Consider the following 12170-nt stretch of genomic DNA (forward strand, 5'->3'; position numbering starts at 1 on the left):
GCCTTGATTGGATGACACCGCTCGGGCGATCATCACCGGATGCATCCAAACGAGAACATCTTCCTGGTGGGGCCCATGGGCGCCGGCAAGACCACCATCGGGCGCCTGGTGGCGCGCAGTCTCAGCCGCGAGTTCCTCGATTCCGATCACGAGATCGAGGCGCGCACCGGGGCGGACATCCCCTGGATCTTCGACGTGGAGGGCGAGTCGGGATTCCGGCGCCGCGAGCGTCTGGCCATCGACGACCTGACCCAGCTCAAGGGCGTGGTCCTGGCCACGGGCGGGGGCGCGGTGCTGGACCCCGACAACCGCCGCCATCTGGGCTCCCGCGGCATGGTGGTCTACCTGTGCACATCGGTGGACCAGCAGCTGGACCGGACCCGCAAGGATCGCAACCGTCCGCTGCTGCAGACCGAGGATCCGCGCCGCCGCCTGGAGGAGTTGATGGCGATCCGGGATCCGCTCTACCGGGAGATCGCCGACCTGGTCATCGAGACCGACGGCCGGACGGCCCGCTCGGTGGCGAGCGAGATTGTCAGGAAACTGCGGCTGGGGCCGGATGCCCCCGAGGCACGGGAGTGAGGAAGTGAAGGCATGATAACCCTGCAGGTGGACCTGGGTGAGCGCAGTTACCCGATACATATCGGCCCCGACCTGATCGGCCGCGCGGAGCTGGTCCTGTCCCGGCTGCCCGGCAGCCAGGTGCTGATTGTCAGCAACGAGACGGTGGCGCCGCTCTATCTCGATCGGGTGGCGGCCATGTTCCCCGACCAGCAGGTGGATACGGTCATCCTCCCCGATGGCGAGGAGTTCAAGACGCTGGAGACGACCCAGCGCATCTTCGATGCACTGCTGGCGCAGCGTCACAACCGCACCACCACCCTGGTGGCTCTGGGCGGGGGCGTGGTGGGGGACATCTGCGGGTTCGCGGCGGCCTGCTACCAGCGCGGGGTGGCCTTCATCCAGGTTCCCACCACCCTGCTGGCGCAGGTGGACTCCTCCGTGGGCGGCAAGACCGGCGTCAACCACCCCCTGGGGAAGAACATGATCGGGGCGTTTCACCAGCCGCGCTGCGTCATCATCGACACCCGTACCCTCGATACCCTGGATGATCGGCAGCTGTCCGCGGGCCTCGCCGAGGTGATCAAGTACGGCCTGATCCGGGACGCCGGCTTCTTCGCCTGGCTGGAGGAGAACCTGGAGCGGCTGCGTGCCCGTGACCAGTCGGCCCTGGCCGAGGCCATCGAGCGATCCTGCCGCAACAAGGCGGAGGTGGTGGCCGCCGACGAGTACGAGGCGGGCTGCCGGGCGCTGCTCAACCTCGGGCACACCTTCGGCCACGCCATCGAGGCCGGGATGGGTTACGGCACCTGGCTGCATGGCGAGGCGGTGGCCGCGGGGATGCTGCTGGCGGCGGACCTGTCGGTGCGCCAGGGGTTGCTGGATCCGGATGCGGTGGCCCGGATCCGGAGCCTGCTGGAACGGGCCGGGCTGCCGGTGCGGGTGCCGGCACTGATGACCGTGGACCGGTTCCTGGAGCTGATGGCGGTGGACAAGAAGGTTCTCGATGGCCGCCTGCGGCTGGTGCTCCTGCGCGCCATCGGCGATGCGGTGGTGACCTCCGAGGTGAATCCCGATCACCTCGTCGCGACCATCGAGGCCTGGCGCGCGGCCTGAGCCGCCCGGGCCGGTTATCTCATCCACGAGGGGCCCATGCGCATCTACATGCAGAGTCCGCCCGCCGACGACCAGCCGCCCCGGTTCTACCAGCTGTTCCTCCAGCGTGACCTGCTCGGCGGCTGGACCCTGGTGCGCCAGTGGGGTGTGCAGGGTGCCGGTGGACGGCTGCAGCGGGATACGTTCGCCGACTGGGACAGCGCCCTGGAGGCGCTCATGCAGGCCAGGGATCGACAGCTCGCGAGGGGTTACCGCGTCGTTTTCGCGGAAAGCCCGCAGCGCTCCGGCTGATTTCGATCGGCTCAACCCACTGTAATCCCGGAGTAATCCTCCTTCCGGCGCGGAATCCGGAAATCCCCCGACTGGACAGACATTGAGCATGGCGCCTCCCGGCGCTAGAATGTTCCTCCATTTTTGCCTGGGGTTTTTGTGCCCCGGGCGGCCACCCAGCCGACATGTGACAGCAACATCATGATCCAGAAGCCGAACAAGGCCGCGTGCGGCATCGACTACCATTGGACCGGGCTGTATACCCCGGAACTCGACCGGGACAGCTGCGGTTTCGGTCTCATCGCGCACATGGACGGCGTGGCCAGCCATCGCCTGGTGGAGACCGCCATCACCGCCCTGGCCCGGATGACCCACCGCGGCGCCATCGCGGCCGACGGCAAGACCGGAGACGGTTGCGGCCTGCTGCTGAAGAAGCCGGACGGCTTTCTCCGGGCCGTGGCCGCCGAGGCCGGGATCGCGCTCGGGGATCACTATGGTGTCGGCATGGTGTTCCTGAACCCGGAACCGGCCCTGGCCGCCGCCGCCCGGGAGCGCCTGGAGCGGGCGCTGGCCGACCAGGGCCTGGAGCTGGCCGGCTGGCGCGAGGTGCCCACCGATGCGGATGCCTGCGGCGAGCAGGCGCTGCGCACCCTGCCCGGGATCGCCCAGGTCTTCGTCAATGCCGGCGCGGGCATGGATACCGAGACCCTGGAGCTGCGCCTGTTCGTGGCCCGGCGCCTCGCGGAGCAGGCGCTGGCGGACGACCCGGTGTTCTACATTCCCAGCCTCTCCGGCCGGGTGCTCTCCTACAAGGGGCTGGTGATGCCCCACAACCTGCCGCAGTTCTACACGGACCTGGCCGACCCGCGGCTGGAGTCGGCGGTGTGCGTCTTTCACCAGCGCTTCTCCACCAACACCCTGCCCCAGTGGCGCCTGGCCCAGCCGTTCCGGTTCCTGGCCCACAACGGCGAGATCAACACCGTCCAGGGCAACCGCAACTGGTCGGTGGCCCGGGCGCACAAGTTCTCCACCCCGCGGCTGCCCGAGATCAACCGCCTGCTGCCGCTGGTGCGGCGCACCGGTTCCGACTCCGAGAGCCTCGACAACATGCTGGAGGTGCTGCTGGCGGGCGGGATCGACATGTTCCGCGCCATGCAGATGCTCATCCCGCCGGCCTGGCAGAACGTGGAGAGCATGGACCCCGACCTGCGCGCTTTCTACGAGTACAACTCCATGCACATGGAGCCGTGGGACGGACCGGCGGGCATCGTGCTCACCGACGGCCGCTATGCCGCCTGTGTGCTGGATCGCAACGGCCTGCGTCCGGCCCGCTGGGTGGTGACCCGGGACCGGCTGATCACCCTGGCCTCGGAGATCGGCGTCCATGACTACGCGCCCGAGGACGTGGTGCGCAAGGGCCGGTTGAAGCCCGGCCAGATGCTGGCCGCCGATACCGAGACCGGCGAGCTGCTGCTGCCCGGCGAGATCCAGTCGAACCTGAAGGGCCGCCAGCCCTACAAGCAGTGGCTGCGGGAGCGCACCCGCCGCGTCGAGTCGCGCCTGGACCAGGGCGAGAACGTGGAGTGCCTGCTGCCCGAGCCGCTGAAGGTCTACGAGAAGCTGTTCGGCGTGACCTTCGAGGAGCGCGATCAGATCCTGCGGCCCCTGGGCGAGAAGGGCAACGAGGCGGTGGGTTCCATGGGGGATGACACCCCGCAGGCGGTGCTCTCCACCCGCGAGCGGTCGGTCTACGACTACTTCCGCCAGCAGTTCGCCCAGGTGACCAACCCGCCCATCGATCCGCTGCGGGAATCCATCGTCATGTCCCTGGAGACCTGCTTCGGGCCCGAGCGCAACATTTTCGAGGAGACCCCCGAGCACGCCAACCGGGCGGTGGTCGACTCGCCGGTGCTGTGCCGCAGCAAGCACGCCCAGCTGCTGGCCATCGAGGATCCGGCCTTCGCCCACCAGGTCTTCAGCCTCAACTACGATCCGGCCGTGGGCCTGCAGGCGGCCATCGAGCAGCTGTGCGGGTCCGCCGCGGAGGCGGTGCGCGCCGGCAAGGTGATCCTGGTGCTCAGCGATCGCGAGATTCGCACCGACAGGCTGCCGATCCATGCCGCGCTGGCCGTGGGCGCCGTCCACCACCACCTGGTGGAGCAGGGGCTGCGCTGCGACGCCAACCTGCTGGTGGAGACCGCCACAGCGCGGGATCCGCACCAGTTCGCGGTGCTGCTCGGCTACGGCGCCACGGCCGTCTACCCCTACCTGGCCTACGAGACCCTGGTGGACATGGTGCGGGTGGGCGAGATCGAGGGCGACGCCGGCGAGGTGCTGGCGGCCTACCGCAAGGGCATCAACAAGGGGCTGCTCAAGATTCTCTCCAAGATGGGCATCTCCACCATCGCCAGCTACCGCGGCGCCCAGCTGTTCGAGATCGTCGGCCTCAACCGCGAGGTGGTGGATCTCTGCTTCCGCGGCACTTCCAGCCGCATCCAGGGCAGCACCTTCGAGGATCTGCAGGGCGACATGGCGGCCCTGGCGGAGCGCGCCTGGAATCCGCGCAAGTCCGTCGACCAGGGGGGGCTGCTCAAGTTCATCCACGGCGGCGAGTACCACGCCTTCAACCCGGACGTGGTGCAGGCCCTGCGCCACTGCGTCACCACCGGCGAGTACGATGATTACCTGCGGTTCGCCCGGCTGGTGAACGAGCGCCCGGTGAACAACCTGCGGGATCTGCTCAGGCTGCGCGATGACCAGTCCCCGGTGCCGCTGGAGGAAGTGGAGCCGGTGGAGGCCATCACCCGGCGCTTCGACTCCGCCGCCATGTCCCTCGGCGCCCTCTCGCCCGAGGCCCACGAGGCGCTGGCCACCGCCATGAACCGGCTCGGTGGACGTTCCAACTCCGGCGAGGGCGGCGAGGACCCGGTCCGCTACGGCACCGAGCGCATGTCCAAGATCAAGCAGGTGGCCTCGGGCCGTTTCGGCGTCACCCCCGCCTACCTGGTCAATGCCGAGGTGCTGCAGATCAAGATCGCCCAGGGCGCGAAGCCCGGCGAGGGCGGCCAGCTGCCCGGCAAGAAGGTGAACGATCTCATCGCGCGGCTGCGTTTCTGCCGCCCGGGGACCACCCTCATCTCGCCGCCGCCCCACCACGACATCTACTCCATCGAGGACCTGGCGCAGCTCATCTTCGATCTCAAGCAGGTGAACCCCGAGGCCCTGGTGTCGGTGAAGCTCGTCTCCGAGCCCGGCGTGGGCACCATCGCCGCCGGCGTGGCCAAGGCCTATGCCGATCTCATCACCATCGCGGGCTACGACGGCGGCACCGGCGCGAGCCCGCTCACCAGCGTCAAGTACGCCGGCAGCCCCTGGGAGCTGGGGCTGTCCGAGACCCAGGAGGCGCTGCGGGTCAACGACCTGCGCGACAAGGTGCGGGTGCAGACCGATGGCGGGCTGAAGACCGGCCTGGACGTGGTGAAGGCGGCCATCCTCGGTGCCGAGAGCTTCGGTTTCGGCACCGCGCCGATGATCGCGCTCGGCTGCAAGTACCTGCGCATCTGCCACCTGAACAACTGCGCCACCGGCATCGCCACCCAGGACCAGCGCCTGCGGCGCGACCATTTCATCGGCCTGCCCGAGATGGCCATGAACTACTTCCGCTTCGTGGCCCAGGAGACCCGCGAGTGGATGGCGAAGCTGGGCGTGCGCTCGCTGCAGGACCTCATCGGCCGCACCGACCTGCTGGAGATGCTGCCAGGCGCGACCGGCAAGCAGCGGCGGCTCGACCTGACGCCCATCCTCAACGCCGCCCGCGGCCCCGAGGACAAGCCGCGCTTCTGCACCGTGGACCGCAACCGGCCCTTCGACCGGGGCGAGCTGGCCGAGCAGATGGTGGCGGACATGATGCCGGCCATCGAGAACGGCTCCGGCGGCGTCTTCCACTACGAGGTGAAGAACCTCCACCGCTCCATCGGCGCGCGCCTGTCCGGCGAGATTGCCCGCCGCTACGGCAACGACGGCATGGAGAAGGCGCCCCTGACCGTCTACCTGAAGGGCACCGCGGGCCAGAGCTTCGGCGTCTGGAACGCCGGCGGGCTGCACCTGGTCCTGGAGGGTGATGCCAACGACTACGTGGGCAAGGGCATGGCCGGCGGCAAGCTGGTGCTCCACCCGCCCAGGGGCAGCCGGTTCGAGAGCCGCGCCACGCCCATCATGGGCAACACCTGCCTGTACGGGGCCACCGGCGGGAGACTCTACGCCGCCGGCACCGCGGGTGAGCGCTTCGGTGTGCGGAACTCCGGCGTGATGGCGGTCGTGGAGGGGGTGGGTGATCACTGCGCCGAGTACATGACCGGCGGCGTGCTGGTGGTGCTCGGCAGGACCGGGCACAACTTCGGCGCCGCCATGACCGGCGGACTGGCCTATGTCCTGGACGAGGAGAACACCTTCGTCGATCTCTGCAACCACGAGATGATCGACATCCATCGCATCGACACCGAGGCGATGGAGGCCTACCGTCACCACCTGCGGCAGATTGTCGAGGAGTTCGTGAAGGAGACCGGCAGCGACTGGGGCCGGCAGATCCTGGAGCGCTTCGAGGACTATCTGGGCCAGTTCTGGCTGGTGAAGCCGAAGGCGGCCGAGCTGGAGAACCTGCTCGACAGCCTCAAGACCCGCAACGAATGACCGCAGTGACGAGGAATTTCCGGTAATGGCTGACCGTCCGAACAACGTCTTCCAGTTCATCGAGGTCCCGCGCGTGGATCCGGCCAAGAAGCCGGCCGACGAGCGGCGCCGGGAGTTCGCCGAGATCTACGGCCAGTTCGACGCCGAGAGCGCGGCGATCCAGGCCCATCGCTGTCTCCACTGCGGGAATCCCTACTGCGAGTGGAAGTGCCCGGTGCACAACTACATCCCCAACTGGCTGCAGCTGGTGGCCGAGGGGCGGCTGCTGGAGGCGGCGGAGATCTCCCACCGCACCAACTCCCTGCCGGAGGTGTGCGGCCGGGTGTGTCCCCAGGATCGCCTGTGCGAGGGGGCCTGCACCCTCAACGACGGCTTCGGCGCGGTGACCATCGGCGCGGTGGAGCGCTATATCACCGACCAGGCCCTCGCCGCCGGCTGGCGTCCGGACCTCTCCCAGGTGGTCAGCACCGGCAAGCGGGTCGCCATCGTCGGCGCCGGTCCGGCCGGGCTCGGGTGCGCCGATATCCTGGTGCGCAACGGCGTGGAGCCGGTGGTGTTCGACCGCCACCCCGAAATCGGCGGCCTGCTCACCTTCGGCATCCCGGAGTTCAAGCTGGAGAAGTCCATCGTCCGCACCCGCCGCGCTATCATGGAGGAGATGGGCGTCCGCTTCGAGCTCGGGGTGGAGATCGGCGCCGACATCCCCTTCCAGCGGCTGCTGGAGGAGTATGACGCGGTGTTCCTGGGCATGGGCACCTATACCTACATGAAGGGCGGCTTCCCCGGCGAGGATCTGCCCGGGGTCCACGAGGCCCTGCCTTTCCTCATCTCCAACATCAACCGCCGCCTGGGCTACGAGAAGAGCCCCGCCGAGTTCATCGACATGGCCGGCAAGCGCGTGGTGGTGCTGGGCGGCGGCGACACCGCCATGGACTGCAACCGCACCTCCATCCGCCAGGGGGCGGCCTCGGTCACCTGCGCCTACCGCCGTGACGAGGCCAACATGCCCGGCTCCAGGCGCGAGGTGGCCAACGCCAAGGAGGAGGGGGTGCAGTTCCTCTGGAACCGCCAGCCGGTGGCGGTGGTGGGCGACGGCCGGGTGGAAGGCGTGAAGGTGGTCACCACCCGCCTGGGCGAGCCCGACGAGCGCGGCCGGCGCACGCCGGAGACGGTGCCGGGCAGTGAGGAGATCATTCCCGCCGACGCGGTCATCATCGCCTTCGGCTTCCGCCCGAACCCCCAGCCCTGGTTCAGCGAATTCGGCATCGAGGTGGACGAGCGTGGCCGGGTGAAGGCGCCCGAACAGGGGCAGATCAGGTTCCAGACCACCAACCCCATGATCTTCGCCGGCGGCGACATGGTGCGGGGCTCGGACCTCGTGGTGCGCGCCGTGTTCGAGGGCCGCAACGCCGCCGAGGGCATCCTCGACTACCTCGGGGTCTGAAAGAAACGAATAGACAGGATTAACAGGATGTACAGGATTGGGTCGAAGGCTTGCCCGGCGCAGGTGGTCCGAGGTGATGTTGCACGCGCCGGCCGTATCTGTACCGGAAATCCTGTTAATCCTGTAAATCCTGTCTATTGAGGCTTTTCAACCGGGGTCCCCATGACTGAGCTGAAGAACGACCGTTTTCTCCGGGCGCTGCTGCGCCAGCCCGTGGACGTGACCCCGGTGTGGATGATGCGCCAGGCCGGGCGCTACCTGCCCGAGTACCGCGCGACCCGGGCCCGGGCGGGGGATTTCATGACCCTGTGCCAGACGCCCGAGCTGGCCTGCGAGGTGACCCTGCAGCCGCTGGAGCGCTTCCCGCTGGACGCGGCCATCCTCTTCTCCGACATCCTCACCGTACCCGACGCCATGGGCCTGGGACTCTCCTTCGAGGAGGGCGAGGGGCCGGTGTTCGAGAACCCGGTGCGCAAGGAACGTGACGTCGATCGCCTGCACGTGCCCGACCCGGAGGGCGAGCTGCGCTACGTGATGGATGCGGTGCGGCTGATACGGCGCGAGCTGGACGGCCGGGTGCCCCTCATCGGCTTCAGCGGCAGTCCCTGGACCCTGGCCACCTACGTGGTCGAGGGCGGCACCAGCAAGAACTTCGCCCGGGTCAAGGGGATGCTGTTCGATCGTCCGGTCCTGCTGCACCGGGTGCTGGAGGTGCTGACCCAGAGCGTCATCGCCTACCTCAACGCCCAGGTGGCCGCCGGCGCCCAGGCCCTGATGGTGTTCGACACCTGGGGCGGCGTGCTGACGCCCCGCGCCTACCGCGAGTTCTCCCTGGACTACATGGCGCGCATCGTGGAGGGTGTCACCCGGGAGGCCGATGGCCGGCGGGTGCCGGTGATCCTGTTCACCAAGGGCGGCGGGCAGTGGCTGGAGGCGATTGCCGCGACCGGCTGCGACGGGGTGGGGCTGGACTGGACCACCGATCTGGCCGACGCCCGCGCCCGGGTCGGTGACCGGGTGGCCCTGCAGGGCAATCTCGATCCCTGCGCCCTCTACGCCGGCCCGGAGCGGATCCGGGACGAGGTGGCGGCGGTGCTGGCCTCCTACGGCAAGGGCACGGGCCACGTGTTCAACCTGGGCCACGGCATCCACCCGGACGTGAAGCCCGACCACGCCGCGGCCCTGGTGCAGGCGGTGCACGAACTCAGCGCGGCCTACCATCAACCGGGTAACGGATGAAGGATGAAGGATGAAGGGGGTGATACCCTTCATCCTTCATCGGTAACCCTGCTGCCCTGTATCCTGCTCAGAGCCGGAAGCCGCCCAGGCGCCGGCGCTGGCGGCGGTCCATCCAGCGGGTGCCCAGCAGGAATCCCGCCAGCAGGGACCCGAGCGCCAGGCCCAGCCAGGCCAGGGGGGGGATGACGGCCGGCCCGGTTCCCCCGGGGGCGGCTGCAGCCGGTGACTCCTCGCCGCGCAGCACGGCCGCGGCCCGCTCGATACGGGCCCTGAGGGCCGCGTTCTCCACCCGCAGCCGGGCGTCCCCATCGTCCACCGGCGGCGACGGCCCATCCCGGGCCTGCAGGCGCTCGTTCTCCACCCGCAGCCGGTCGATCTCCTCCCGTGCCTTCTGCAGGCGATCCTCGGTGGTCAGCAGTCGCAGCCGCGCCGGCTGCTCCCCCATCAGGAAGGCGCTGTCGACCCATCCCTCGGTGCCGTCCGCGGCGTGGATCCTGGCCATGCCGTCCTGCTGCTCCAGCACTTCCACCGGGGTGCCCGTGGGCAGCGTGGCCTCGGCGGCCGCGGCCGGGTCGGGTGCGGCCCGGACCTCCAGCAGCAGCTGATCGCTCACGTAGCGGGTCTCGGTGGCGGCCCGGGGGGTCGGCGCCGGCAGCAGCAGGAGCAGCAGCGCCACGGTGGCCAGGGACAGGGGACGGAGGCGGTTGTACATGATCATCAGGCGGCGATGCCGTTGTGGCGCAGCAGGGCGTCGATCTCGGGCTCCCGGCCGCGGAACTCGATGAACAGCTCCATGGGCTCCTGGGCACCGCCCCGTTCCAGGATGGTGCGCAGGAAGCGGCGACCGGTCTCGGCGTCGAAGATGCCCTCCTCCTCGAACAGGGAGAAGGCGTCGGAGGCCAGCACTTCCGCCCACTTGTAGCTGTAGTAGCCGGCCGCGTAGCCGCCGGCGAAGATGTGGGAGAAGCTGTGCTGGAAGCGGTTGAAGGCCGGCGGGGCCACCACCGCCACCTGGGCCCGGACCTCGTCGAGGATCTCCTGCACCCGGGCGCCGCGCGCCGGGTCGTACTCCAGGTGCAGGCGGAAGTCGAACAGGCCGAACTCGAGCTGGCGCACCATCTGCATCCCCGCCTGGAAGTTGCGCGCGGCGCGCAGGCGCCGGATGAGCTCCGGGGGCAGGGGCGCGCCGGTTTCGTGATGCCCGGAAATGAGCGCCAGCGCCTCCGGCTCCCAGCACCAGTTCTCCAGGAACTGGCTGGGCAGCTCCACCGCGTCCCAGGCCACGCCGTTGATCCCCGCCACGCTGGCGTGATCGATGCGGGTGAGCATATGGTGCAGGCCGTGGCCGAACTCGTGGAACAGGGTCAGCACCTCGTTGTGGGTGAACAGCGCCGGGCGGCCCTCCACCGGCGCGTTGAAGTTGCAGGTGAGGTAGGCCACCGGCACCTGCACCCGGCCCTGCGCGTCGACACGGCGGACAATGCACTCGTCCATCCACGCCCCGCCGCGCTTGTGGGCGCGGGCGTAGAGATCGAGGTAGAACTGGCCGCGCACCTCGCCCGCCTCGTCCACCAGCCGGTAGAAGCGTACGTCCGGGTGCCAGGTGTCCACCCCGGGCTGGAGTTCGGCGCGCACGCCGTAGAGCCGCTCCACCACGGCGAACAGCCCCTCCAGTACCCGCGGTTCGGGGAAGTAGGGGCGCAGATCCTCCTGGGAGAGCTGGTGCCTGTGGCGGCGCAGCTGCTCCGAACAGTAGGTGATGTCCCAGCTCTCGAGCCGCTCCAGGCCGTGGTGCTCGCGGGCGTAGCGGTGCAGCTCATCCAGCTCCTCCCGGGCCATGGCGAGCGAGCGCCCGGCCAGGTCCTCGAGGAAGGCGAGCACCGCCCCGGTGTCCGGCGCCATCTTGGTGGCGAGCGAGCGCTCGGCGTAGTTGCGGAAGCCGAGCAGCTGGGCCAGCTCGTGGCGCAGGGCCAGGATCTCCTCCATCACCGGTCCGTTGTCCCAGCGCCCGGCATGGGGGCCCTGGTCCGAGGCCCGGGTGACGTAGGCGGTGTAGACCGCCTCGCGCAGGGGGCGGTGATCGGCGTAGCTCATGACCGCGAAATAGCTCGGGTACTCGAGGGTGAAGACCCAGCCGTCGAGCTCCCGGGTGGCGGCGGCCTGGCGGGCCGCCGCCAGGGCGCTGTCCGGGAGGCCTGCCAGCTCGGCCGTGTCGGTCACCTGCCGGAACCAGGCGTGGGTGGCGTCGAGCAGGTTCTCCTCGAACTTCGAGGTGAGGGTGCTGAGGCGCTGCTGGATGGCCCGGAAGCGTTCCCGGCGCTCCGGGTCGAGGGCGACGCCGGCGAGGCGGAAGTCGCGCAGCGCATTGCTGACGATGCGCTGGCGGACCGGGTCCAGGGTGCCGAACCCGGCGTGCTCGGCAATGGACCGGAAGGCGGCGTAGAGCGCCTCGTTCTGACCCATCTCGGTGGCATAGTCGGAGAGTTTGGGCAGGCAGGCGTTGTAGGCGGCGCGCAGCTCCGGGGTGTTCACCACCGCGTTCATGTGGCTCACCGGCGACCAGGTGCGGTTGAGCCGATCCTCCAGTGCCTCCAGGGGGGCCACCAGGCTGTCCCAGGCATAGTGATCCGTGGCCGCCAGCAGCGCCGCCACCCGGCTGCGGTTCTCCTCCAGCACCGCGTCGATCGCGGGCTCCACGTGCTCCGGGCGCAGCGCCGGAAAGGGCGGCAGCCCGGTCATGTTCAGCAGGGGGTTGTCCATGGGATTCAGCGCGTTGTCGTGAGAGGGGGAAAGATACCAGTTTCCAGCCGCCAGCGGCCAGCTTCCCGGTCTGCCTGACCCGCGGCCGGCG

8 protein-coding genes are annotated in these 12170 nt (G+C 69.3%); 6 read left to right on the forward strand and 2 right to left on the reverse strand.

What is annotated here, in order from left to right; translation table 11 throughout:
- Positions 1-39 precede the first annotated feature (39 nt).
- The 6 genes from aroK to hemE all read left to right on the forward strand — a co-directional run bounded on the left by aroK (position 40) and on the right by hemE (position 9319).
- On the forward strand, positions 40-582 hold the full coding sequence (aroK, locus tag DFQ59_RS01150) for a shikimate kinase AroK (RefSeq protein WP_114277831.1): 543 nt from the start codon (positions 40-42) through the stop codon (positions 580-582).
- Positions 583-594: 12 nt separating this feature from the next.
- A complete protein-coding gene (gene aroB / locus DFQ59_RS01155; protein ID WP_114277832.1) occupies positions 595-1677 on the forward strand; it encodes a 3-dehydroquinate synthase in 1083 nt (360 codons plus the stop codon).
- A gap of 36 nt (positions 1678-1713) precedes the next feature.
- Positions 1714-1968 (forward strand): WGR domain-containing protein, encoded by a 255-nt coding sequence (locus DFQ59_RS01160; protein WP_114277833.1) that lies wholly within the window; start codon positions 1714-1716, stop codon positions 1966-1968.
- Positions 1969-2148: 180 nt separating this feature from the next.
- Entirely contained in the window at positions 2149-6636 is a 4488-nt protein-coding gene (gene gltB / locus DFQ59_RS01165) for a glutamate synthase large subunit (protein ID WP_114277834.1), read from the forward strand.
- 25 nt (positions 6637-6661) lie between these two features.
- Positions 6662-8080: an FAD-dependent oxidoreductase gene (locus tag DFQ59_RS01170; protein WP_114277835.1), complete on the forward strand. Its 1419-nt coding sequence runs from the start codon at positions 6662-6664 to the stop codon at positions 8078-8080.
- A gap of 162 nt (positions 8081-8242) precedes the next feature.
- Positions 8243-9319 carry a uroporphyrinogen decarboxylase gene (gene hemE, locus DFQ59_RS01175; protein WP_114277836.1) on the forward strand — a complete coding sequence of 359 codons (1077 nt, stop codon included), beginning with the start codon at positions 8243-8245 and terminating at the stop codon, positions 9317-9319.
- A gap of 67 nt (positions 9320-9386) precedes the next feature.
- Here the strand turns inward: hemE and DFQ59_RS01180 are convergent, their stop codons facing one another.
- Both DFQ59_RS01180 and prlC read right to left on the reverse strand, forming a co-directional pair.
- Positions 9387-10031 (reverse strand): TIGR04211 family SH3 domain-containing protein, encoded by a 645-nt coding sequence (locus DFQ59_RS01180; RefSeq protein WP_170141983.1) that lies wholly within the window; start codon positions 10029-10031, stop codon positions 9387-9389.
- A gap of 5 nt (positions 10032-10036) precedes the next feature.
- On the reverse strand, positions 10037-12079 hold the full coding sequence (gene prlC / locus DFQ59_RS01185) for an oligopeptidase A (RefSeq protein ID WP_114277838.1): 2043 nt from the start codon (positions 12077-12079) through the stop codon (positions 10037-10039).
- Positions 12080-12170: the final 91 nt, after the last annotated feature.

It is taken from the genome of Thioalbus denitrificans (genome assembly GCF_003337735.1).
GTDB lineage: Bacteria > Pseudomonadota > Gammaproteobacteria > DSM-26407 > DSM-26407 > Thioalbus > Thioalbus denitrificans.

Excerpts from the sequence above, each read along its gene's own strand:
- aroK (WP_114277831.1), top strand. The coding sequence starts at position 40 with ATGCATCCAAACGAGAACATCTTCCTGGTGGGGCCCATGGGCGCCGGC.
- aroB (WP_114277832.1), top strand. The coding sequence starts at position 595 with ATGATAACCCTGCAGGTGGACCTGGGTGAGCGCAGTTACCCGATACAT.
- DFQ59_RS01160 (WP_114277833.1), top strand. The coding sequence starts at position 1,714 with ATGCGCATCTACATGCAGAGTCCGCCCGCCGACGACCAGCCGCCCCGG.
- gltB (WP_114277834.1), top strand. The coding sequence starts at position 2,149 with ATGATCCAGAAGCCGAACAAGGCCGCGTGCGGCATCGACTACCATTGG.
- DFQ59_RS01170 (WP_114277835.1), top strand. The coding sequence starts at position 6,662 with ATGGCTGACCGTCCGAACAACGTCTTCCAGTTCATCGAGGTCCCGCGC.
- hemE (WP_114277836.1), top strand. The coding sequence starts at position 8,243 with ATGACTGAGCTGAAGAACGACCGTTTTCTCCGGGCGCTGCTGCGCCAG.
- DFQ59_RS01180 (WP_170141983.1), bottom strand. The coding sequence starts at position 10,031 with ATGTACAACCGCCTCCGTCCCCTGTCCCTGGCCACCGTGGCGCTGCTG.
- prlC (WP_114277838.1), bottom strand. The coding sequence starts at position 12,079 with ATGGACAACCCCCTGCTGAACATGACCGGGCTGCCGCCCTTTCCGGCG.